This is a genomic window from Dysgonomonas sp. 520, assembly GCF_010501095.1.
Lineage (GTDB): Bacteria > Bacteroidota > Bacteroidia > Bacteroidales > Dysgonomonadaceae > QVMP01.
In genome coordinates, this window is record NZ_QVMP01000015.1 from 58766 (window position 1) to 84634 (window position 25869).

Here is a 25869-nt window from a genome sequence, read left to right on the forward strand (position 1 = left end):
ATGCCCCTCGAAATAGAACGTAAATTCCTTGTCTGTGGCGATTTTAAATCTCAATCGACAAAAAAAGAACGGATAACGCAAGGCTACTTGTCGTCCGACCCCGAATGTACGGTCAGGGTACGTGTCAAAGGCGATAAGGCTTTTTTCACCATAAAGGGAAAGAGTGACGAAAAAGGATTGGTTCGTACCGAATGGGAAAAGGAAATCAGCACCGACGATGCGGAAAAGCTTTTCACATTGTGCAACGGCAAAGTGCTCGATAAAATCCGCTACTATGTTCCTGTAAACAATAAAATGTTTGAAGTGGATGAATTTCTCGGTGAAAACGAAGGACTGATAGTTGCGGAAATAGAACTTGACTCGGTAGATGAAGATTTTGAAAAGCCAGCATGGTTGGGACAGGAAGTGACAGGCGACATACGGTTCTACAACTCGCAACTGGTAACACATCCTTATAGCAAGTGGCAAATGCGGAATGATTGATATAAAAGTAAAAATACACGACAAGTTCTCGTTCGAGTTCAAAACCTCTTTCATTGCTACCCGCAAATCGAAAATGAGCGACACCAACGAGTTCAGTATCAACATGTGGATGTTTGTGCCGAACAGTCTCGATATCAACCGTTCAACTTACTCGAAAGACCAGTTTTACAGAGATACGAAATCGAATGTCCGTCTCATTACGCCGGTCTATTCACTAAAGGATATATACAACGGCGATCAATGCCCGCTTTCTCGTCTTAGGGCGAGTATCGAAGAATTGAAAGCCAACCCGGAAGATCAAAACAGTTCTGCCAACTATGCCTATCAGGTCAGGATGTTTTCGTCCATATTTAAAAGTGCATCACGAGACAGGGCATACTTCATCACAGACCGGGAAAATGATGATGAAATTGCGGAACTTATTGCGGAATATATTTCCGAAATTTCGGATATTTTACTCCATTATCGGAAACTTTCGGAAATAATGGACGAAAAAATGACAAAAGATAATCTCCAATATTTTTCGTTCGGAGACGACTTCATCGGCAACATTGCCGAGCAGAATGCCTATCGCATAATGAGGCGGTTGTCAGGTCGTCCGGTGTATGAGTCGATAAAGAATCAACTGCTTGAGTTGGTGAAAAAAGAAGATTCTTACAAAAACAAAAAGGGTTATTCCCAGTTAGACCCTAAAGATCCGACAAACAACTATCTGGTGGTGATGCGTCGGGGTATCCTCAAAAAATTCATCGAGAGCGACCTTTATCTGAACACAAAAAGCCTGAAAGACGGTGCGCTTGCTCAACAATTCTACTATGGCATAGCAGCAGGAGTATCAATGGTTTTTGCAACTGTTGTGGCGTTTACAGCTCAACAGCGATACGGAAATTTTACTGTACCGTTGTTTTTTGCGTTGGTTGTCAGTTATATTTTCAAGGATCGAATTAAAGACCTTATGCGGTATTATTTCAGTACGCAATTGGGCAAAAAATATTTCGACAACAAACGAGAACTGGAAATACAAAAACAAAAAATAGGCTGGTCGAAAGAGGCGTTCGATTTTGTTTCGGAAGAAAAAATTCCCGAAAAGGTGATGAATATCAGGAAACGGAGTCCGCTTGTAGAAGCCGAAAGTAAAATCTACAACGAGCAGATTATACTATACAAGAAGCTCGTTCAACTATCATCTACCCACATATCTCAATATAAAGGTTATAGGTTTGTCGGCATAAACGACATTACCCGATTCAACCTTACCAATTTCATACAAAAGATGGACAATCCCTTTGTTCCGCTTTGTATGCCCGACGAAAAGAACGGCTATATACTTTCTCCCAGCGAAAAAGTATATGCCTTGCACATCGTATTGAGATGTCAGGGACATTCAAAACTATATTACCGCAAATTCCGTCTTCTTTTCAACCGTGAGGGAATAAAAGATATAACGGAAATAAATAGTACTCCCGACCTCAGTTGACAGGGATAATCTTATTGCATATCGTCAAAAGCATTTGCTTGTAGGGAAGGTTTTTAATCTGCCCGAAAGTAAAGGCGTGTATCAAGAGTAAATCTCAGTGTCTTTTTGTCATCCTGAACAGAGTGAAGGATCTGTTTTATAGAGCTTAGATTCTTTGTTGCACTCAGAAACAACGTTCGAGGAGCGAAGGCAACTCAAAAGGGATGCGAGGGATTTTAATTCTGCGCAGTGTACTATGAAAATAAAAGAACAAATATGAATATACAAAGCCAGAAAGCCTGAGCGACTACGTATCTGACAAATTGACACAAAAAACACCTTGGCAAATAATTTGAATATTTGTAGTTGAACGAAAAAGATAAGATAATTGTTTAAAATAAAAGATAAAACCCGTAGTGTATTTAAGACTTTGATATTAACTCATTCATTATAAGGTTTATATCCGTTTTATCATTTTGAACGAAGTGAAAAATCTGTGTATTTAAATCCAGATCCTTCGTTTTACTCAGGATGACAATGTAAATATATATTATGTTTCTGTTAGTTATCTTCCATTTTCTAAATGCACTACGGATAATAAAAGTATAAATATATGAATTTCAATAATTTTACTATTAAATCGCAAGAAGCCGTACAAAAGGCTGTTGAGGTGGTAAAGGAACAAAATCAGCAATCGATAGAGCCTTCTCACTTATTGATGGGGGTGATATTGACCGGTGAAAATGTAGTGAACTTTCTTTTCCAGAAATTAGGGATAAACTTGTCTCATCTGACATCAATACTTACGAGGGATATAGAATCGTACCCGAAAGTTTCGGGAGGCGAACCCTATCTGAGCAGGGAAAGTAATTCAACGTTGGAAAAGGCTGTCGATATTTCGAAAAAGATGGGCGATCAATATGTTTCTATCGAACATTTGATATTAGCAATACTTTCCGTAAAAAGTCCGGCTTCGCAAATGTTGAAGGATGTCGGTGTTTCGGAAAAGGAACTGGAAGCAGCAATCAATGAACTGCGAAAAGGAAGCCGGGTAGATAGCCAATCGGCGGAAGATACATACCAATCGCTCGAAAAATTTGCTATCAACCTTACTCAGCGTGCAAGAGACGGAAAACTTGATCCGGTGATCGGTAGGGACGAGGAAATACGCCGTGTTCTTCAAATCCTGAGCCGGCGCACAAAGAATAATCCTATATTGATAGGAGAACCGGGGACAGGAAAAACAGCTATCGCAGAAGGATTGGCTTACCGTATTGTTCGTGGAGATGTGCCTGAGAATCTTAAAAGTAAGCAGATCTATTCGTTAGATATGGGTGCTTTGGTAGCAGGTGCTAAATATAAAGGTGAATTTGAAGAACGTCTGAAATCGGTTGTTAATGAGGTTACTAAGTCGGAAGGTGAAATAATTCTTTTCATCGACGAAATACATACTTTGGTGGGAGCTGGCAAGAGCGAGGGGGCGATGGATGCCGCCAATATATTGAAACCTGCTTTGGCTCGTGGAGAACTTCGATCTATCGGGGCAACAACATTGGATGAGTATCAAAAATATTTTGAAAAAGACAAAGCCTTGGAGCGTCGTTTCCAGATTGTTATGGTAGACGAACCCAGCGAAATGGATGCTATTTCCATTCTCCGGGGATTGAAAGAAAAATATGAGAATCACCACAAAGTGCGCATCATGGACGAGGCTATTATTGCAGCCGTTCAACTTTCGAGCCGTTATATAACCGACCGATTTTTGCCCGATAAAGCTATCGACCTGATGGATGAAGCTGCGGCAAAACTTCGTATGGAGGTGGATTCCGTACCCGAAGAATTGGACGAAAAAAGCCGTCGTATCAAGCAATTGGAAATTGAGCGTGAGGCTATTAAACGTGAAAATGACAAAGATAAAGAAGATAGGCTGGCAAAAGAGATCAGCGACCTGAAAGAAGAAGAAAAAGAGCTGAAAGCCAAATGGCAATCGGAAAAAGAGGTTATTAATAAGATACAGCAAAATAAGGTTGAAATAGAAGACGCCAAATTTCAGGCCGACAGGGCAGAGCGTGAGGGAGATTACGGAAAAGTTGCCGAGTTGCGTTATGGCAAGATAAAGGAACTGGAAAGTGGTATCGAGCAGCTTCAACAGCAGTTGCAGGAAATGCAGGGCGCAATGGCAATGATAAAAGAGGAAGTGGATGCAACCGATATTGCCGATGTGGTTTCCCGTTGGACAGGTATTCCCGTTAGCAAGATGCTTCAAAGCGAAAAGGATAAGTTGCTTAATCTCGAAACAGAATTGCACAGGCGTGTGGTTGGTCAGGATGAAGCTATTTCGGCCATATCGAACGCTATACGCCGTAGCCGTGCCGGTTTGCAAGACCCGAAGCGACCTATCGGATCGTTCATATTTCTGGGTACTACCGGAGTAGGTAAAACTGAGTTGGCAAAGGCTCTTGCCGAGTTTCTGTTCGACGATGAAAATATGATGACCCGTATCGACATGAGTGAATATCAGGAAAAATTCAGTGCAACCCGTTTAATCGGGGCACCTCCGGGATATGTTGGTTACGACGAAGGTGGTCAGTTGACGGAAGCCATCAGGCGGAAACCATATTCCGTAGTGCTTTTCGATGAAATTGAAAAGGCTCACCCTGATGTTTTCAATATACTTTTACAGGTGCTTGACGATGGTCGTCTGACCGATAATAAAGGTCGTGTTGTGAATTTCAAAAATACGATCATCATCATGACATCGAATATGGGGTCTTCGCTCATTCGTGAAAATTTTGCACTGATGACAAAAGACAATCACGAAGAAGTGGTTGAAAAAACGAAGAGTGAAGTTTTGAATATGTTGAAATCAACCATCCGTCCCGAGTTCTTGAACCGTATTGACGAGATAATAATGTTCGAGCCGTTGAATCAGAGCGAAATAGCTCAGGTGGTTCGTATCCAGTTGAACGGAGTTGTTAAAACTCTGGAAGGAAACGGTGTAAGGCTTGAATTTACGGATGCGGCAGTCGACTGGATAGCCGAGTTAGGGTATGATCCTGAGTTTGGAGCTCGTCCGGTGAAACGTGTCATCCAGCGTCAGGTGTTGGACACACTATCGAAGAAATTGCTCGCAGGAGCAGTAGACCGTTCGTCGTTGATAGTTATAGATGTGAAAGACAATGAACTGGTATTTAATTGATACCTAAAAAAATAAGAAGTCCTATAATTCAACGAATTATAGGACTTCTTTTATTCTTCATATTGGCTTTGCGGAAGCGGGGGGATGTCTTTTTTTTAGTTTCTTCAATGATTATCAGTATTCTAATCAATCTTAAGGTTGGCTATGAATTATATATGTTGCAGATTATAATAATAATCAACTTATAAATAACGCTTGAAATATTAATTATACATTATTCACAAAGGCTATATGTCAAACAATTAAAAACATATAGTTATGAATTTCAATGTTTATTTTGATGTAAGAGTTTCAAAAACAACCAAAGCAGGTGTTGCACCATTAGAAGTACAACTAAACGTAAATCAGGTAAGAACCAAAATTCAATTATCAAGAAAGGTAAAACCAGAACTATGGAATAAGAAATTCCAAATGGTGGAGGGTGATGATGTAGAAACTAAGGATATTAATGCATTCATAGAACTAACCAGAACAAAACTTTATGAGTGCCAAACAAAATTAATGGCTCGTAACATCCCTGTTACTGCTGAAACAATTAAAGACCTATATACAGGAAAGATTAAGGATAAGTCAACATCATTGGTAACGTTATATCAAGAACATAATGATGAATATGCAGAGATGTATAAGACAGGGGCAATAACCTATACCACCTATCAAAAGCACACCACCACTCTAAAACACCTTCAATCATTTCTAAGAGAAAAATATGATAGGGATGATATTCAGATGAATGAAATAACCAAAACCATTATTGAAAGTTTTTGGAATTACATTAGAACTACATTGAAGATTCAGAATAATACTTCTGTTAACTATATGAAGAATCTAAGGAAGATATGTTTAAGGGCATTGAATGATGGTGTTATTGATAGAAATCCTTTTGCTGCTATCAAGCTACACATTGAACCTGTTGATGTTGATTTCTTGGTTATGGATGAAATAAAAACCATCTACAATAAAGATTGTCATTGTGAGAGATTAAACCAAATCAAGGATATATTTATTTTTTCTTGCTTCACTGGTTTGGCATATATTGATTGTGCTGAATTAAAGGCAGAAGAACACATCAAGACTGATAACAATGGTAATTTGTGGATAATGAAGAAAAGGGAAAAGACAGGTATTATGTCTAATATTCCATTATTGCCAATAGCAATTGAGATATTGGAAAAATATGATTACAAATTACCAATTATATCAAACACAAAAACTAATGCTTACTTGAAGGAAATCGCTGCTATATGTGGTATTAAGAAGAATCTGCATTTTCATTGTGCCAGACATTCGTTTGCCACAAGTGTCACTCTCAATAATAATATTGCCTTAACTTCTGTATCTAAAATGATGGGACACACCAACACCAAGATAACACAACGCTATGCAAAAGTATTAGAAAGTACATTGATGAACGAAATGAATAATGTAGCAAATTTGATAAAAATGTAGTAAGGTAGAGAGAATCCTTTGAAACACCATTACACTTTACTTGTAAAAAATGGGACTCGATCTTACAGACACTCAAAATAAGCTTCAGTTAATCTGACAACATTTTTCTCTTTCAAACGCCCTCTAAGGGCTTTTTGGGAGGGGATTTGAAAGAAAAAAATGTATTTTGAGGTTGAATTTCATCTGACAGTAGAAATTGTATGATCGAGTATCAACTTTAGCACTTTACTTCTTTAATGGTGTTTCTTGTTCATTCATAACCATAAATATCTTTCCTAAATTCTCCACCAATTTTAGATATCTCTTGATTAATAATTTCTTCATCTGTTTTGGAGGGGGAACTATATCTGTTTTTTAGTTCTTCCTTATCTATGTCTCCTTTGATAAGTTCTATTTCATTATCAATTGCTCTATGAAGATGGTATAAGCTTACACAAGTACCTTGAAAACAACGATACCATTTCTCATTGTTAACATCTTCTTTCATAAATTCGAAAGTTCTTTCAAAGTTGTTATCATAAGAGCTAATTACATTAAGTATATGTTCTAAAGAGGTAGAAGATAAAGTTCTTAAAACTAATTCATTATTTAATACATTACTAGTGAAGGTTATTTTTCTTACAGGAGCATAAAAATTTATACTATTCGCCCTATGTTCTAAATCCATATTAGGAGAAACCATTGCAGCTCTTGATAAATATAGCGTTCTTTGAATCTCTAATTTAGAAACTTCTAGTAATTTAATAACATCCTCCTTTTCCTTATCTTTTTCGCTTAACCCTGTTAAGAATATAGCAAAAAATAAACCTGAAAATGAAATAAAAAAAGTGAATACCAATGATAATATATCATTTTTGTTATAACCATCTCTAACTTTTCTAAATATTAAAGAGATGAATGGTATAATAGCTGCAATAATCGCTACAAGAAGATATTTCAACATAATCACAAATTTTTAATTAATACTTATACTGCACAAAGAAAGTTAAAATATCAATATCACAAATGATTATCTATGATTAAAATTAGGATTGCAGATATTGAATATAACATACCAAGCGGTTATGATGATGTAAAATTATCTGATTATGAAAACTGGTTTGGCTCTGAAATTATCACCAAAGAAGATGAAGTAACATTTGTATCTAAGGTATCAGGAATTGAATTAAACACACTTCAAAGCCTACCATTATCTTTTTATAATGATTTGGTTGGTATTATATCATTTTCTCTTAAAGACACCATCAAGGAAGTTAAAAACAGCATTGAGATTGATGGTGTGAAATATACTATCAACAATGAAGAAGAACTAACATTAGCAGAATGGATTGATGTAGAAGAAAGTTTAAAATCAGAATCAGATAAGTTAAGTAAAATACTAGCTGTTGTATGTCGCCCCATTGGTGAAGCCTATGATACCAACAGGTTAGCAGATAGGATTGAATTATTCAAAGGGTTGACAATGGATAAATTGTTTCCATTATTCAATTTTTTTTTTGCTCTTAAACGAAAGATACAATCAGATTATGAACCATTGTTTAATGGTGGAGGAACTTCAAAACCAACTTCACCAACTTACAGAGATTTCTCAAAAAAATGGGGATGGTACAAAGTGGTGGCACAACTTGCGAACCACGATATACAACAAATGGATAACATTTTTACGTTGGGCGTTATCGAAGTGTTCAACTTCCTTTCGTTTCAAGTTGATAAACAAAATGCAGAAGAAGCTAATAAGAAATTCTTAGAACAATTGAGGAACAATAAATAGCAGTAGGAGCAACGTTCATGTTGCCCTTTCTTTATCAATATTATAAAATCTATATGATTGATAAGGTAGTTAACATATTTAAAGATGAAGCAAGGCAGCACAAACTAATAAAATCTTTTTTCTACAATCCTGTATATGAAATTGGTAATGGAAACGAACCACATCCTGTATTCTGGTTAGAATCCCCAATATATTTAAGAAATATTGGTAACATAGGGCAAGGCATTGAAATAGATTTGAATTTCACAATTCAAATATTACCAAGTAAAGAAACTGATGAAGTAAAATGTGAAACATTAGCGTTTAGTACAGGTTTAAATATTATAGAACATATTAAGCAAAATAATCTATTGGAGATTAAACCAAATTGGACTGCATTAACATTGAGAAAATATTATGATAATTCTGCTGTTGCTGTTCGATTTTCATTAACTGTTGTACATCCCAACATTACTAACCTATGTCTACTTAATGAACACTTTGATACAGATAAACAGTTTGAGGTTAAAGAATTGATTAATGACTTTGATGTAAACCCAGCATCTAATTGTACAACTTTTGTAAATAAATTACCTGATTTCTCAATACCAACTACTAGATGAATGCAAAAGTAAAAGATATACTAAAAGCAATTCAAGCTGATATTGCTACATTGGCTCAATTGGTATTTGATACTGATAGTATTAGTAATAATACCAAAGTCAATAAGAACACATTAAAAGATAGCCAATTAGCAAAGGATGTAGAAGTTAAGGTGCAAGAAACTGGCAATCCCATTATTGAAGTATTGTTCAATCACTATATTGTTTATCTTGAATGGAATAGACCACCCAAATATAAGAAGCAACCTCCAATAGACGCATTAAAAGATTGGGCTGTTAAGAATGGTATTCCTGATGATAATGAAACACTTTGGAAAATATCATATGCAATTTGGCGAGATGGACACCAAGCAAGACCAATCACAGCAACATTGATAACAAATATTGAAGATAAGTTTGATAAAGAATATTTTGATATGATTTTTGAAGCACTGATTGATGATTTACTTAATTTCTTTACTGATTAATATAGATAGGGCGTTGTCATGGCAACGCCTTAGTTGTGTAAATATCAATACTAAAAACTAAAAATGGTAATTAATACAGATATAGCCACAATTATAGATAGCAATGAAATAACCTTAGTCAATAACCCATCATTCATAACATTTATGGGTGTGGGTGATGATAGTAATAATAATGATATTCCAACATTTATACTTACAGTAAATAATGCAATTGCTACTGATGGTTATTTTACAATTACTGAGATTGCTACAGATACCAAACATACATTCAAGGGAACTAAAGATAAATCAACAATATTGAATAATACCAATATATTCTATATCAGTGCTGACAATACAATTACAGCTAATAATATAGCTGCCTGTATTTTGCGTGATGGTTGGTTTAAGGCATCATTTGATATATCCACCAGTGGCAACAAGATAATGATTGCTGGAAAAAGAAAGAACCCAAAGTTTTCATTTTCCATTTCTGATGTAAATAACCTTGGTTTGAGTTATGATAACGCTGATTACATTATAACCAACAACAATAGTTTGTATAACAGCACCATTGAATTAGATGTATATAATGCTAATACCAACAGGTTTATTACAACTGTTACCAAATCATTCATTGATGGTGAAGTGTGGTTCGACATCAACAACATAATGAATAGAATAATGGTATCTTATCCCAATTTGTTATTCAATCCCAATGTCTTAGTAGATAGTGGTTCTTCAATGTCCTACAATTATAAATCGAAAAGGACTAAAGATTACGAGATAGAATATTTTTACACAAGTGATAAAAAATATGTTGTCGATGGGTTCAAACGAACGTTGGAAGAAAATAACCTTGATGAATATATTTATAATCCCTTAGAAGATAATAAGGTTAACATATTAACCAACAACACCAACAGATATTATAATGTAGGTGAAGATATTACTGCAAATTTCATTTATAATGATTACCAACTGACAGATGATTTCAAAATTGGTTGTCTGATAAAATACTATGAAAATACAAGGTTGGTAAAGGAAGATATTATTGCAGTTGCTGATAATTACCATTTGGTGAATAGCATCTATATCACTGCTGACAAGATAGAGCTAACAGAAGACACACAATATTTTGATGTGGTATTTGTGAAAATTCCAACAGCATCACCAACAGATTATTATGAAATTTCTACATCAATCAGATATACAATATTGGATGTGTGTAATACAACCAAAGGTTTCTTATTCCTAAATAAATTGGGTGGATGGGATTGTTATTATTTCAATTCTGATTTCTACAATGAGTTTAAAACAGATGCTACAACATCATTCAAGACCCTGCAACCTGAATATAAAATATCAGATACTTATGAAAAAGTTGAAAGAAAAGATGTGTCTGAAACCTTTGTTATCAAGTCTATGGTTACGAAAGAAATTGCTGAATGGTTGAAAGAATTAAGCACATCTAAATATGTCTATTCAATAGATGATGAAAATAGATATGTAATAGTGAATGACTTTGATTTATCTGTTGCGGATAAAGATTTATTTGAAGTAACAATGAAATATCAATTGGCAGATACTTATAATACTAATATCAAATGAATTTAATTATATTTGTATTCAATGCCAATGTTAATTTTAATACACTATTATGAAAACATTTAAAACAAAAACTGATGCGTATTTTAATTTCAAAAGAGAATTAATACAAGAATTTTCCAAAAGACACCCTAATTTTTTTAATGGAAACCATAATCCTGACGACGATGAAATTTATTTAGGTCAGTATATACATCAATATACCAAACGTAAAGAGTGTGGTAAATGTGGCTCAAATGACGACACCAAAGAATATACTATAACAATAAGACATCCTTATACATTTGAAGAAATATCACGAACTGCTTTTATTTGTTTGGATTGTGGTAAAAGTAAATATATAGGTATATAAATCAAATAAATGATTATATTTGTACTGGAAATAGCTGCAACCTATTTCCGCACGTAACAAATAAAAACATTTTCATAAAAGAGAAGCGAAGCCTGTACGAGTTACAGGCTTTTACATTTTCTACCTTCCCCATCCAAATATCAATACCATAAATAAAAATAATAATGGTATTAGTTGAGTTTTACATAAATGATAAATTAATTGATATTACAGATGCGAATAAATTAGGTATCAGATTAAACAGGCAAGTATTCAAACCTGCTGAATTTACATCTAAAGATGCTCAAATGTCTTATACTATCACCATTCCCAACACACCAAGCAATAATGAGATTTTCAACTATGCCAATATAGAAGAAGTTAAGAATAAGTTTAACTATGAGTATGATGCAAAACTGTATGTAGATACCATTTTGGTGTTTGATGGTAAATTTATGTTGAATGAGATTACTGAAACCACATATAAGGGCAATTTGTATATCCCAACATACAAGACTATCAAAGATATATTTGGTGACAGGACAATGAACGCCCCATCAAATATACCTGACAAAAATAAGTGGTGGTTGCCATTCTTACTTGAAAACACATCTGTTATCAGCGTTCACAACCAAAATGCCATTTATGACTACGAAATAAATAATAGCAGTTATGATTGTATATTTCCCTATGTCCTTTATGGTTTGATTCCAAAAGTATCAGAAGACCCAATGTATCAGGTCAATGGTGAAGAAGTTGGTAAATATTCAAATAAAAACATTTATGATGAATATGCAAGGTTGGGTTATGAGGATATCCCTCCATCAATGAATGTGCTGGCTACCATTCAGAAAATGTTTAAGGCAAATGATTTAACCATTGAGGGTACTGCATTTGATGATGACAGGCTAAAACACCTGTATATGAGTTATTCCAACCCTACTGACTATGTACAGGAATGGAATTATGGAGATTTATCTACTATTCATATTACTGGAGATTGGTCTATGGCTGATTATTCCTTTATTTCTTCACCTATTCCAACTCACAATTATTACAATTGGGAACGCCAAATAAGTATTGATTCAGATACTTATGGTGAATATTATAACATCAACCTGTTTGATACCAACAGAGCCAATTTAACCTATACAGATACAGGTAGTAATTGTATATATTCAGAATATAAGGATAAATATACTGATAAGGATTATACCAGAAAGAATTTAGGTGTGATTATACCTAAGTCTGGTTTTTACAGGGTTGATTTAGGTGGAAGCATCCAATTAAACACTGTTGGTGAACACCTTAGATTTTCAGATAATGGATTAAAATTTACAAGTACTTCCCAATCACATAGCAATAGAAACAACAGATTTGATAGGTCAAGATATGAGATTCAAGTATTACGTGATTATGGGGAAGGTGATTTCAATAATAAGAATATTGTAGGCAGCTATAACAGGGCAAACTTTCCACAAGATAGTTGGGATAACCAAAGCCAATACCCTAAATACTACCCATCCAGTCAGGGAGCAATGGTAATTGATGCCAGCAGCAACCAAAACTTTGTATGTGGTTTGCATTGGGGAAGGCACGAAGACGACTACAACCCAAAAGACAGCACCCAAAAATGTAATTATATGTTTATTCAAAATGGTTGGAGTTATAACAATTCCTTTACCCAGAAACAAAAAATATCAAGTATGTACCAAGCTGGAGGGAGTGGTGGTAATATAGGTATTAATTATTGGCGTTGGGGTTCTGTTGATGGGGATGATGAAACTGCAACAGATGATAATGATATTAAACTTGACTGGGGTGCTACAACAAAAAGGAAAGGTGTATTGCTAGATGCTCCATCCAATTACATAAATAATACTAATGATACATCTGGCAATGGTCGTGTAAGCAATATCATTTGGTTAGAGAAAGGAGAACGCCTGACTATAAATGTGGTTGGTGATATGGGTGATATGAGGCGTGGTTCTTCCCATCATAGTGAGTTTGATTCGTGGATAACAATAATTGATAAAGTTAATTTTGAGTTGGTTATAACCCCATTCAGAACTGATATAACCTATAACAATTTCACCAACAATGGTGATTATGACAGCAATAGATTATTATCTTGGAATGATACTAATTATACAGAAGATGGATTTTTGAAAGGAAAAATAAATCTATTCAAATTTCTACCAAGTGAAATAAAGGTAAATGATTTCTTGGATAATTTTTGTAAGGCTTTTAACCTGAGGTTATCCCAACCAAGCAAGGGTAAATTCTTATTGGATGTAAAACAAACTAAAGAATTAGGCACATCAGGTGTTGTTGACTTTGAAGATAAATTTAATATCAAACTTCGTTCTAATGAACCCCTGAATCTACCAAGTGAGATAAAGATAAAGTTCAATGTAGATACTGATGAAGAAGGATTTGTCAGCAGCAATAATGAAGATGGTAGTGGTACATTTGAAACAGGTACAGTAAACAGCAATACATTAGAAGTATCTTCATCATTTAGCTACAATTGGTATAAACCCATCACATTCAATACTATAAAATACAATAGAGGTTCAACAACTGAAAATGTACCAATCATCAGCAAATATGAAGTATGGGAGAACCCAACATCTGATGATTATGCTGAAATGCAGAAGAAATGGTACACTGATTTGGGTTTAAGATTCTGGTATATAGATGAAATTATAGGTAATAATACTGATTTCAGTAATGATATATTCTATATTGGTAGCAATTCAGTTAAACTAATGAGGGTAAAAAATGAATATAACATCAACAAGAACAATATATTAGACTATAAGAATAAACAACATAGCATATTGAATAACTATTTCACCATTATCACTACCAATGATACCAATTATACTACTATTAAGACTTACCTGAACCCAAGCCAGTATGAATTATTGGATGGTAGGAACTTAATAAAGTTAAACAGTGATTTGTATTATGTAAGTGAAATTAGTGGTTATGACCCATTGATGAAAAACACATCTGAAATAAAATTGATTAGGAAAATATAACGTCTCAAAACTTCTTGAAAGTATATCTCAACTTATATTCTTTCTTTTTTTAGAATATATACATAATTAATAATTTAATATATAATTAATTATGAAAAGTACTATTTTAATTCTTTTGATAAAAGAAATTTTGAGTTTAGTTTTTAAATTAATTTTTGAATATTTAAAATCAAAGATAACTAAAAAATAAATTCTTTTAGGGGGGAAATCCACGAGCCCCCCTTTTTCTCTTCAAAAATAATAATAAACCACCACTCATCCAAATATCAATATTCTAAAAGTTGATATAATGGCTGATAAAAAGGTATTTACCATTCAAATAGATGGGGTTGAAAAAAGTTACAATGATGTAATAAAACTAAGTGAAGCATTAAATGCTATCAATAGTGTTAATGCTACTGTTGCTACAAGTAATCAGGAAGTTGCAGCATCCAACAACACTGTCACCCAATCCCAACAAGAAGTAAGTAAGGCTGGGCAAGAATATGAGAGAATCCAACAACGTATTCAGGCATTGGAATCTGAATCTACTCGTATCAACATAGAAGCTAACCAACAATTAAGGGATAGGCGAGCAGAAGTAACAGCAACAGTACAAGCCAATACAGCACAGGAAGGTAGTGTACGCCAAATGGCAGCCCAATTAAAATTATTGAGGGCGCAATATGATAATCTGAGTAAGGCAGAAAGAGAAAATGCTGATGTTGGTGGTGCATTATTGGCTCAAATTCAAGAATTGGACGCAGCACACAAGGCAGCCAAAGAAGCAACAGGAAGACACCAAGAATCAGTTGGTGATTACTCTATTGCTGCCAAAGCAATGAAAGAAGAATTAGGTGATATTGAAAATCAATTAGCAGCAATGATTGCTAATGGAATATCACCATCTGATGCAGCATTTCAAGCATTAGCAGAACGTGCAGGGGAGATAAAACAAGCAATCCAAGACGCAAGTGCAAGCATTGATGAATTTGCATCACATTCACAGGGCTTGAATAATGTTATTGGTGTTGGTGAAGCATTAACAGGTGTATTTGGTACTGCAACAGGTGTAATGAATATGTTTGGTGTTGCTAATGAGGATGTTGAAAGAACTATGCAACAAATGATGGGTGTGATGACAACCCTGCAATCGTTACAGGCATTACAGAATACTTTAACACAAAAAGGAACATTAGTAAACACATTATATACTAAGGCATTAACTGCATTAGGGATTATTAAAAAAAGTAATATTACTGCAACAGTGGTTGAAACTGCTGCTGAGACTGCCAATACTGCTGCACAAGGGGCAAATACAACTGCTACCATTGCTCAAACTGTTGCTACTAAGGCAGCCACCATTGCCACAACCTTATGGAATGCTGTTTTGGCAGCTAACCCATTGGTATTAATAGCTATGGCATTAGCAGGTGTTGTTGCTGCAATTATTGCATTTAGTGATGAAACTGATAATGCTACTGTTAGTACAAGAAATCTTAATTATGCCTTGAATGAAACCAAGTACATTTTATCTGAATTGGAATATCAATTAAATTTTCAAACTCGATTGATGGCAGCACAAGGGAAAAACCAACGTGATATTCTTCAATATACCATTGACAAGCGTAAAGAAGAAGTTGATTTAGCCAAAAAAGGATATGAAGAAATGAAATCTGCATTTTCTAAAATGAATGCAGAAGAACGTGAAGCCAATAAACAAGCCTTACAGGACAGTAAAGATATATACCAATCACAGGAAAAAGCATATCAGGACAGTAAGGACAATATGATAATTTATGATGCACAACAAAAAACTGATGCAAAGAAAAAACGTGAACAAGATGGTAAACAGGCAGGGCAACAATACAAACAGAATTTAGAAAATTATAAAAAGACCTTAAAGTCTTATTTGGAAGAATCCAACAAAATGTGGTTGTTAAATGAGAATACAAGAATCAGTAATTTAAAAGATTCAGCTAATAATATGACTGCTGTCACCAAAGATGAATTAAAAGTTAGGAATAAAGCAATTAAAGATGCTTATAACCAAGAACTAACCTATGCTTCAACATTGGCTGAAAATGAACAAAAGGTATTGAAAGAAAAATATGATGCTCTTATTGTTCAGGCTGAAAAACTAGGACAAGATACAACGAGTATTACAGAAGAATACAATAAACAAAAGGATGAATTGGATACCAAATCATTCAATAATCAGAAGAAAATACTGAATGATAGGAACAAAGCAGTTAAAAAATCAAATGATGATTATTTAAAACTTGAAACAGACAGGATTAATAAGTTAAGAGATGAACAAACTAAAGCTATTGATAATGAAACAAAACAAATTGAATACCAATTAAATACTATCAATAATTTAAAAGAAAATGCTGTTGCAAAAAGTGGTAAATTTAACCTGATTGATGTTGATGCTACTAAGAATAACCTTAAAGAAGTTGGTAATGAATTAAATAAATACCTGAAAACCTTAGATAGTAGTAAAAAACAAATTGAAAGGTACTATGATGCCCTTATTTCAACTTATGACAAAGACAGTCAGGAATATAAAGATGCGGTTGAAAACAAAAAACAGGCTCTGAACGACTTGGATAATAAGATAAAAACCACCAATAAGGATATTGCAGATAATACACAGGCTGCAACACAGGTGATTAATGATTATTGGGAGGATTTATCAGCAAAAATTGGTGAAAAAGTACAAGTTATTTCAGATTCAGTTGGTAGTGTTTTTGAAACTATGTCTATGTTTTTCGATATGCAATTGGAAGAAGCCAATGCAAAATTGGATGAAGTAACTGAAAAATATGAAGCTGTTGTTGAATTGCAAGAAGAAAGCAATGAGAGATTGAAAGCCCTGAATGAAGAAGCAAAAACAGCGCAGGGAGGTCGTGCCTTAGTTGTACAAGAAGAAATTCAACGTGAAATGGCTTTGAACAAGGAATTAGCCAATCAGGAAAAACAACTTGCCAAAGAAAAGGAAAAAAGAGAAAAGGAAGCTGCCAAAATCGAAAAGCAACAGAAAAAAACTGAAATGATGGGTAATATTGTGCAGGGTGTTGCCAACACTGCATTAGCAGTAATCAATGCCTTAACAGTTTCTCCATTCCCATTAGGTTTAGCATTAGCATCTGTTGCAGGGGCAATGGGTGCAGCTCAGGTTGGTATTATGACAGCACAATTAAGTAAATTAGAAGATGGTGGATTGATTAAAGGTAAACCCCATTCACAAGGAGGTGCAAGAATTGAAGGTACTAACATAGAAGTTGAAGGCAATGAATATGTTGTAAATAAAAGAACTACTATGAAGAATGTAGGTTTATTATCTTATATCAACTCACAGGATAGAGAATTGGGTGTTGGTGATTTCATTAGTTACTATGATGATTCGACTGGTAAGATTATACCAACATCAGGGTTCAAACAAATGTATGAAGATGGAGGACAATTGGTTAATCTGAATAATATAACAAGTACCAATAATAGTAATGAAGAAATATTAAATGCTATCAAAAATATTAATTTCAATCCAACAGTTAGCGTGACTGATATAAACAGGGTAAACGACCAGATGACAACAGTTAAGGATAGTGCAGGGTTTAGTTAACAAAAAGTTATTACCAAATGACAATAATATTTTTTTATGTTTTTCCTGTTATTTTTCTTCCAATAAATTTGCGCAATACGCAAAAGATTATTATATTTGTATTGTCAATAATTAATTAAAACATAAGTGTATGGAAAAACAAGAATTTAAAAAAGAGTTACTTCAAAAGCGAATGGAGTATAAAAGTAAAATTGAAATGTTAAAGTATTTACCCAATTATGAAAAAGAGATAGATAGATTATTAGATTTAATAAATACCATTGACAAAATTTTAAAAGAATTAGAAAAGTAAAAAAACAAAAAGCACCTCGAAAGGGGTGCTTATAAAAAATAAACATTATGAAATTGATTGATAAATTAGATAAAATAAAAGAATACTTTACTAACTCAGAGGTTGATAAATTCAAAGAATTAGTAACAGAAGTATATGCAGAAGTAAGTACAGAAAAAGAAAAAATGTTGATAGATGAATTTATTAAAAATATGGTAGATGAATCTATGGAAAAATCTAGTGAAGAAGTAGAAATATTACTTATAAAAGCTAAATTATATGAAGTTGAAAAAATAGTATCTTTGTCTTACATTGCTAAACAATATTTTAATAAATCAAAAGAATGGTTATATCAACGTATTAATGGTTATAAGGTTAATGGAAAAAAGGCTAAATTCACAGATGATGAATTAAAAACTCTTGAATTAGCCCTACACGATATTTCAAAAAAATTAGGTTCAGTTACACTTGTGTAATTATTTATTGACACCAAAAACTTATATTGAACCTGTATAGGTTTTTAAGCACCCTTTCATGGGTGCTTTTTTTATTCTCCTTTCTTTTTTATCATAATATCAATAGAATAAAATATTGATATGATAATAACTACAACTTCAAAAAGTGTGAAAATAGAAGATAGCAATATTGTATATACAGGTGGTTTATCTGCATTTACATATACATATTCTATACCAACTGATTCAGTTACGTTCTTCCAAGATAACAAACTAATTGCAACAGGCATATTATCTGATACAACCATTAATGGAACTCAATTAACTGAAACCAATATAGATACAGAGTTAGACAAGGTTTTTAAGACAGCATCAGGGGGTGGCGTTTCTGATGCTTATACCAAAGCTGAAACAGATGCTAAATTCTTACCATTTGCAGGTGGTACAATGACAGGTGAAATTATTTTTAATGGTGTTCCATCAGGTAATTCAGCAGTAAACGTTGGTGGTGCAAACATATCTAACATTGGTACTATTGTAGGTAAGAATATCAACAATGAACAAGTCTTAATTGAATTTAACCATCAGGGAAAATTACAAGTTAATACACAAAATACATCAACTTGGACAGGCTCAGATACTATTATTGAAGGTGTTGCTATACCAACTTCTGATAACCACGCAGCCAATAAAAAATATATAGATAATATTGTTGGGAATATTAATACTATTCTTGATGTAATAAATGGAGAAATAATATAATAATGGGAACAACAGCAGATAAATTATATAAAATAATAGATACGAAATACAATATAAGGCAAGTCATAATTGATAAAGGTGTTGATGTGGCTGATGATGTGGTGTTCGCTGATTACCCTGATAAGATTGCACAAATACCATCAGGTAATCAGGAATGGAAACCCAATGCAGAATGGTATGATATAAAAACAATACTGGCAGAAGATATAATACCAGATGGGTATGATAGAATTGGTATATTCTTGTTTAAGGATGTAAAAGATTCTGTATTATTATCCAATGTAATATCTAATATTACCAATATATCATTTAAAACAAATGCTGGTGAATGGGTAGAAAATGTACCATTGACTTATACCCATACTTGGAATAAATCATTTGATAAACCAACTTCTGATGGATATTCAACCAGATATATGATTATATATTCTCAACCAACATCAGAAGTACAAATCAGACCATCATTTGAGAATATTTATAATTCTTATGAAATATGTTGGGTGGTATTAGATAATTGCAATCTTACACAAATCTCTTTTGCTAATGGTAATTCAGTAACTGTATATTCTGAGAGTAATTTAGAGTGTTTTGAAATAACAAATAAGACAAATTTTGCATCAAAAAGTTTGGGGAATGGTTTTGCCTTTGCTTTTTGTTATAATTTAAAAAAAGTAAGGTTAAAAGATGATGTAAATAGTCTAAATGGATATCCGTTTTATTGTTGCTATAATCTAACAGATATAATATTACCTACGGCATTAAAAGATGATGGTGGCTTAACAAATGGTTTTTACAACTGCTATAAACTTAAAAAACTGAATCTGTTAGGGTTGACAGGTTTAAACACATTGGCTGCAAGTGCATTTTATGGTTGTAGTTCTTTGGAAGATTTTGTTATCCCATCAGGAGTTACTTCAATAGGTAACAATGCTTTGGTTGGGGTTAATATTAATGATGTTAATTTAAATAATATGACAAGTGTATCTATTTCAAATACATATACATTATTCAATATAAACTTTGGTGGGTTCACAGGCTTAACAACACTTTCATTTTCAAATCTATATGGATTATTAAATATAAAATGTAATGTTGGGGCAATCCCTCAGATAAACATCAACCTAAACAGGTCAAAATCAATCAGGGCTGAATCAATAAATCAGTTCCTAACTAATCTTGGTGATAATACAGGCAACACAACAAGAAGCATAACACTACACGCTGAAGTTAAGACTAGAATAACAGACGAAGTGTTGACGAAAACAATAAATAAAAATTACACAATAGCATAATATGAAAACACAAACAGTTAAAATAAAGAAAATAGTAGCAGATGATGGATTTGTATTTTCAAATCCTGACAAAACAGAAATTTATTCATCTGAAATGTATTTAGGTAAGAATGATTCTGCTGATAATTATATTGAAATCACTATTGAGGAAGCAGAAGAAATATTAGCAGAATTGGAAAAGGGATAATAATCTTACTATTATTATTACAAATGATAATATGGGGTTGCAGTGATTGTAACCCTTTTTTAATTACTACAATATCAATATCATAAATATAAACTATTATTACGATGAATAAAGATATCCCAATATATAAGTGTGTGATTGATGAAAGCGATAATGAAACAGGCATCTATGCAATCAGCTTTGTTGATTTTCCTGCCGTCGAGGTTGATTTTGTTGCTTTATCCAAACAGAAAAAAGAACAGAAACTACACCTGAACCAAGATAAACAAATATTGACTGGTGTTGTACTCCAACCAGAACAACTGATTTACAGATATGATGATAATAGTAAGTATGAATATTATATCACCTATTCTGCTGAACAAATTGAAAAGATTGCACAAAAAATGATGCGTTCCCAAATCGCATTAACCAATACTACCCACCAACATCAAGCCCCATTGACAGGTAACTATTTAGTTGAATTATGGATTATCCAAGACCCTGACAATGACAAGGCTAATGCACTTGGGTTCCAAAGATTACCAAAAGGTACATTGATGTGTTCCTATAAGGTTTCTGATTCAAAATATTGGAATAAAGAAGTAAAAACAGGCAATGTAAAAGGGTTCTCATTAGAAGGAATGTTCTATCAGGAAAAATTAAGAAAAACAAAAAGTGATTTATCAATAAATCAAAAGGTTAGAAAAAATAACAGTATAAAAAATAATACATATACTATGAATAAAAACACAAACAAAAATTTATTAAGCAAGATAGGTAGATTCTTCTTAGATATTGAGGATGTTGAAATTGCTGATGCTGCTGATGCAGGTGAAACAGTAAGAATATTTACCCTTAAAGATGGCAGTGAAATAACTGTTGATGAAGATGGTTATGCTACTATTGATGGAGAACAAATGAGTGCTGGTGAACACATACTATCTGATGATTCAATAATTGAAATTGATGCAGATGGCTACTTAGTTGAAACAAAAGAAACAGATGATGTGGCTGATGAACCAGAAGAAGCAGTTGCACCAACTGAATTAAAGAAATCGAAAAGAGTAAAACAGGAAGATGAATTTGTTGAAGATGAAACATTTGAAATTGATATTGATGGAACAATGCACCCAGTAACTAAAGAAGTTGCTGATTATGTCGCTTCATTATTGGCTAAAATAGCAGAATTGGAATCTACTGTTGCTGATGATGCAGTTGAATTGAGAAAACTAAGAAAATCTACACCATCAACCAAACCTGCTAATGTTCGTCAATCGACAAAGAAAATAGACTACACAAAAATGTCAAGGGCTGAAAAGTTAGCTTACCAATTATCAGCATTTCAGAAAAAATAAAAATTGGTTATCAATAACTTAAATGACAACTGACTGGGATGGGAAAATACCCATCCCAACACAAAATAAATAGAAAATAAAAAAACATAAAATACGACTATGGCAGTAATATTAGATAATGTAACATACCAACCTACCAGACAACCAGACTTTTTCACAAAGTTGATGTTTTCAAACAAGACTTCTGAACACGTTAATATAATTCCAAACGTAAAATATAAGACCTTGTTAAATACTTCTTCAATTGAAGACGATTTACTTCAGTTTGATGGGTTGGGTACTTGTGGTTGGACTCCATCAGGTGATGTAAAATTCAGTGAACGTGAATTAGAGGTAAAACCATACAAGGTAAATTTTGAGCAATGTTTAGCAGAATTTGAAAAATCTTGGATAGGTGAAATTATGAAACCAGGCGCAAACTTGGATGAACTTCCATCTGAAGTAGAAGACCAAATAATGTATTTGGTTCAAAAGAAAATAGGTAAAGAAATAGAAGCTAAAATATGGAATGGTGTAGCATCAGCAACTGATATTGATGGGTTTATTACCGTTCTTGATAATGCAACTGATACAATCAAAGTTGCAGGTGTGGCTTTAACGAAAGCTAATATCTTAGGTGAATTTGAAAAAATATTCTTAGCGCAATCAGAAGATGTAATTGATGCTTCTGAGGATGGAGAATTAAAATTCTATGTATCAAAAAAGGCTGAAAAATTAATTAAATTGGCATTAGCAGATACAAACAACTCAAATATAGTTATTAACCAAAATTGGTTAAACACTGGTGATAGTATATCTTATATGGGTTATGAAGTAGTTGCTTTATCTGGTATTCCATCTGATGTTATGGTATTCGCTAACTGGCACAATTTAGCTTATGGTACAGATTTGATTTCTGATGAAACTGAGTTAAGAACTGGTATGTTCCCACAACCAGAAGATGACAAATATTTCGTTAAAGGTAGATTGAAATTAGGTGTGCAAGTTGCATTCCCTGATGAAGTGGTACTTTATAAATAATAGCAAGTAAGCTATTGGGGTGGGTTATTCCCATCCCAGTACAATTAAATAATAGCAAATAAAACAAAAAATATACTATGGCAAAATGTCAAATAAATAGCTCTATAACAAAATCTTGTGATTATAATTTATCAGGTATCGCACGTTTGTATCTTACCAATTTCAATGAGAAAAGTACATATACAACTGATGCTGATGGTTATATAACAGATATAACATTAGAAGCAACAGATAAATACTTTAAATTTGATTTTAATAACGAAACTGCATTCTTCCAAGATGATTTAGTAGTTAGTAATGGTAATAAATACAGACAAATTACAGTTCAGGCAGTTATTAGTAATAACGATATTGAAATGTTGAACCAAGTAACACCATTGGATTTAGGTAAGTTCACTGCTGTATTAGTTGATAAATCAGGTAAATGTAATTTGGTTGGTCGTATCAATGGAATTGAGGCAACAGCTAACAATTATAATAGTGGTTCTGCAGTTGGTGATGCTCAGGGATGGACTATAACAATGGTGGGTGTAGAACCAGAAGTACACACATTACTATTAGATGAAACAGTTGTATCAGGATTGGTATAAAAACTTATTACCAAATGGTAATAAAAATATAAGATAGTAGATAGGGGCGTTCACATGGAACGCCCTTTTTGTATTTTTGTACTCACCCCACCAATATCAATATCTTAAACATAAATATTGATGAATAATAATTGTGATATAAATCAAGATATATTAAATAACTGCTTAGATTATAGGACAGGTGGCATATATAAAATATATCTTCTTCCTTTTGATGATTTTCAAGCTGTCAAAACTTCAAAAGGTTCATTTAAACCTACAGCATTTAATGATAGCTTTGATAATTTGACAGAATACAGTACCATATTATCAACTTCAAAATTCTACCAATTAGAAGCTGATGAAACAGCCAATTTTAAACATACCTATTACAATCACTATTATACACAATCACTGACGACTAAGGTCAGAAGAATAGATAAGGAATTGGATTTATTACTATCCAAGAACAAAAACAAAAAATTCTTTGTAATGTTTTTCCCAAATCTTCATAACCAATATTGGAAGGGAAAAGTGTTGACTTCTGATTTCTGTTTTACAATTGGTGATGAAAATGGTGCTACTATATCTATTGAATTACTGATTGAGCAAGTAACAGGTGATAATGTATATAACATTACATTTTCTTCGAACTCTTATAAACCATTGTCAGTGATGGAGAATTACAGAACAAAAACATTAGATGATTATATATTAAATATAAAATATATCCCAACATTATTTGAATGTCAAGGTTTTACCAATTATGAAGTTGCACAATATGCTTATTGTGTAACCAATGATAAAAATGAATATGCTGTTGATAAAGATGGTAGGTTATGTTCAGATACAGGGAATAAACAAGCCATACACATATATAATAACATCAATGATGATGTGGATGTAAGTAATTATGATGTGGTGGGTTCTTATGATATAGATACAGCCTTTGATGGTAAAAAAGTAAGAAAATACAATACCACTTGCTATAATAAATACAATTATCAACTGTATTTTACCAACGACCAAGAACAAAGAATTGTTGAAGAATTATTCAATTATGAGGGTGCTTTAAAGTCTTATCCTATTACTGTATTGGGTGAAAATTATGAATATTCTGTTGTTAGCATTCCCAATTGGATAAGTTATACTATTGGTACTGATGATACATTATATATTAATGTCGCTGCAAATGAAGCAGAATCAATGAGAAATGGAACAATCGTATTACAACACAATGATAAACCAGAACTTCAATTGACTATTAATATTACACAGGCAGAAAATGTTATCATTATTCCTGAATTTGATTATCTGGTTTTTCGTTATTATTGGGGTGAAGGTGATGGCAGGGATTTAGATACATCAACTGTATTTATGAATACTAATATTGCATTAGCTAATGATATTCAATTAGATAATTCTGCTGTTGGTTGGAATATGTCAGGCAATAGAAATGTTGATGTTGCTAGTTATTTGGTTTGGGGTGGTGATAATACAGGTAGTGGAAATGAATGTACTTACATCAATATGAACACCTTAATAACTCAATATGATACCCTGCCTGATGTGGTTGAAATTAATGTATATGCCAATTGGTTTGGTACTCGTTTAAATGGCAATTGTGCATTCTTCCTGAATGCCTATAAAGGTGGTGCAATGGTTCAGGATGGCTATAATTTTGAAAATGTAGGTGGTGAGAATGTATTATTTGAAGCTGTTGGTGTGAGTATTACAACACAAGGTGGTTCAAATGCTGCTGATTATCAGAATGACTATACCAAAATAGGAACGATTTTTTATAACAAGAAAACAAGAACTGCAACTTATGTAATAAATGCAGAAATAACAGGATAATATATAATATGATATAAGAAAGCAGAAGCATCATGTTTCTGCTTTTTTTGTATTATTATCTCAAATATCAATATATTAAAATTTGATATGGCTAAACAAGACACAATTGATATAATCAAG

Annotated in this window: 21 protein-coding genes; 20 read left to right on the forward strand and 1 reads right to left on the reverse strand. The window is 33.1% G+C overall.

Features of this window, described 5'->3' with window-relative positions; all coding sequences use genetic code 11:
- The 4 genes from D0T56_RS10290 to D0T56_RS10305 all read left to right on the forward strand — a co-directional run bounded on the left by D0T56_RS10290 (nucleotide 1) and on the right by D0T56_RS10305 (nucleotide 6587).
- Nucleotides 1-483 (forward strand): CYTH domain-containing protein, encoded by a 483-nt coding sequence (locus D0T56_RS10290; RefSeq protein WP_163320064.1) that lies wholly within the window; start codon nucleotides 1-3, stop codon nucleotides 481-483.
- Nucleotides 476-1960 (forward strand): hypothetical protein, encoded by a 1485-nt coding sequence (locus tag D0T56_RS10295; RefSeq protein ID WP_163320065.1) that lies wholly within the window; start codon nucleotides 476-478, stop codon nucleotides 1958-1960. Before D0T56_RS10290 ends, D0T56_RS10295 begins: the two co-directional genes overlap by 8 nt.
- Before the next feature lie 592 nt (nucleotides 1961-2552).
- Nucleotides 2553-5138, forward strand: coding sequence for an ATP-dependent chaperone ClpB (clpB, locus tag D0T56_RS10300; RefSeq protein ID WP_163320066.1), 2586 nt, complete (start codon nucleotides 2553-2555; stop codon nucleotides 5136-5138).
- Between the two features lie 258 nt (nucleotides 5139-5396).
- A complete protein-coding gene (locus D0T56_RS10305; protein ID WP_163320067.1) occupies nucleotides 5397-6587 on the forward strand; it encodes a site-specific integrase in 1191 nt (396 codons plus the stop codon).
- 250 nt (nucleotides 6588-6837) lie between these two features.
- Here the strand turns inward: D0T56_RS10305 and D0T56_RS10310 are convergent, their stop codons facing one another.
- Nucleotides 6838-7530, reverse strand: a complete 693-nt coding sequence (locus tag D0T56_RS10310) for a hypothetical protein (protein WP_163320068.1) — start codon at nucleotides 7528-7530, stop codon at nucleotides 6838-6840.
- Between the two features lie 72 nt (nucleotides 7531-7602).
- Here D0T56_RS10310 and D0T56_RS10315 point away from each other — a divergent pair, with 72 nt between their 5' ends.
- From D0T56_RS10315 to D0T56_RS10390, 16 genes are all read left to right on the forward strand, one after another.
- Nucleotides 7603-8358 carry a hypothetical protein gene (locus D0T56_RS10315; protein WP_163320069.1) on the forward strand — a complete coding sequence of 252 codons (756 nt, stop codon included), beginning with the start codon at nucleotides 7603-7605 and terminating at the stop codon, nucleotides 8356-8358.
- A 53-nt stretch (nucleotides 8359-8411) separates the two neighbouring features.
- The gene (locus tag D0T56_RS10320; RefSeq protein WP_163320070.1) at nucleotides 8412-8960 is read left to right on the forward strand and encodes a hypothetical protein; all 549 of its coding nucleotides are present in this window, start codon (nucleotides 8412-8414) and stop codon (nucleotides 8958-8960) included.
- Entirely contained in the window at nucleotides 8957-9427 is a 471-nt protein-coding gene (locus D0T56_RS10325) for a hypothetical protein (protein ID WP_163320071.1), read from the forward strand. The genes D0T56_RS10320 and D0T56_RS10325 overlap by 4 nt, the downstream gene beginning before the upstream one ends.
- 63 nt (nucleotides 9428-9490) lie before the next feature.
- Nucleotides 9491-11017, forward strand: a complete 1527-nt coding sequence (locus D0T56_RS10330) for a hypothetical protein (protein WP_163320072.1) — start codon at nucleotides 9491-9493, stop codon at nucleotides 11015-11017.
- A 49-nt stretch (nucleotides 11018-11066) separates the two neighbouring features.
- Nucleotides 11067-11366, forward strand: a complete 300-nt coding sequence (locus D0T56_RS10335) for a hypothetical protein (protein ID WP_163320073.1) — start codon at nucleotides 11067-11069, stop codon at nucleotides 11364-11366.
- A 164-nt stretch (nucleotides 11367-11530) separates the two neighbouring features.
- On the forward strand, nucleotides 11531-14392 hold the full coding sequence (locus D0T56_RS10340; protein WP_163320074.1) for a hypothetical protein: 2862 nt from the start codon (nucleotides 11531-11533) through the stop codon (nucleotides 14390-14392).
- Between the two features lie 289 nt (nucleotides 14393-14681).
- Nucleotides 14682-17999, forward strand: a complete 3318-nt coding sequence (locus D0T56_RS10345) for a hypothetical protein (protein WP_163320075.1) — start codon at nucleotides 14682-14684, stop codon at nucleotides 17997-17999.
- A 130-nt stretch (nucleotides 18000-18129) separates the two neighbouring features.
- Nucleotides 18130-18291 (forward strand): hypothetical protein, encoded by a 162-nt coding sequence (locus D0T56_RS10350; protein ID WP_163320076.1) that lies wholly within the window; start codon nucleotides 18130-18132, stop codon nucleotides 18289-18291.
- A 47-nt stretch (nucleotides 18292-18338) separates the two neighbouring features.
- Nucleotides 18339-18746: a DUF5053 domain-containing protein gene (locus D0T56_RS10355; protein WP_163320077.1), complete on the forward strand. Its 408-nt coding sequence runs from the start codon at nucleotides 18339-18341 to the stop codon at nucleotides 18744-18746.
- Between the two features lie 147 nt (nucleotides 18747-18893).
- Nucleotides 18894-19487, forward strand: coding sequence for a hypothetical protein (locus tag D0T56_RS10360; protein WP_163320078.1), 594 nt, complete (start codon nucleotides 18894-18896; stop codon nucleotides 19485-19487).
- A 2-nt stretch (nucleotides 19488-19489) separates the two neighbouring features.
- Complete coding sequence (locus D0T56_RS10365; RefSeq protein WP_163320079.1) at nucleotides 19490-20779, forward strand: leucine-rich repeat protein; 1290 nt, start codon at nucleotides 19490-19492, stop codon at nucleotides 20777-20779.
- 1 nt (nucleotide 20780) lies between these two features.
- Nucleotides 20781-20966, forward strand: a complete 186-nt coding sequence (locus D0T56_RS10370) for a hypothetical protein (RefSeq protein WP_163320080.1) — start codon at nucleotides 20781-20783, stop codon at nucleotides 20964-20966.
- A 104-nt stretch (nucleotides 20967-21070) separates the two neighbouring features.
- The gene (locus tag D0T56_RS10375; protein ID WP_163320081.1) at nucleotides 21071-22303 is read left to right on the forward strand and encodes an XkdF-like putative serine protease domain-containing protein; all 1233 of its coding nucleotides are present in this window, start codon (nucleotides 21071-21073) and stop codon (nucleotides 22301-22303) included.
- Between the two features lie 99 nt (nucleotides 22304-22402).
- Nucleotides 22403-23323 carry a phage major capsid protein gene (locus D0T56_RS10380; RefSeq protein WP_163320082.1) on the forward strand — a complete coding sequence of 307 codons (921 nt, stop codon included), beginning with the start codon at nucleotides 22403-22405 and terminating at the stop codon, nucleotides 23321-23323.
- A gap of 77 nt (nucleotides 23324-23400) precedes the next feature.
- Nucleotides 23401-23913 carry a hypothetical protein gene (locus D0T56_RS10385; RefSeq protein WP_163320083.1) on the forward strand — a complete coding sequence of 171 codons (513 nt, stop codon included), beginning with the start codon at nucleotides 23401-23403 and terminating at the stop codon, nucleotides 23911-23913.
- Nucleotides 23914-24033: 120 nt separating this feature from the next.
- The gene (locus D0T56_RS10390; protein ID WP_163320084.1) at nucleotides 24034-25749 is read left to right on the forward strand and encodes a BACON domain-containing protein; all 1716 of its coding nucleotides are present in this window, start codon (nucleotides 24034-24036) and stop codon (nucleotides 25747-25749) included.
- The last annotated feature ends 120 nt before the right edge of the window (nucleotides 25750-25869 follow it).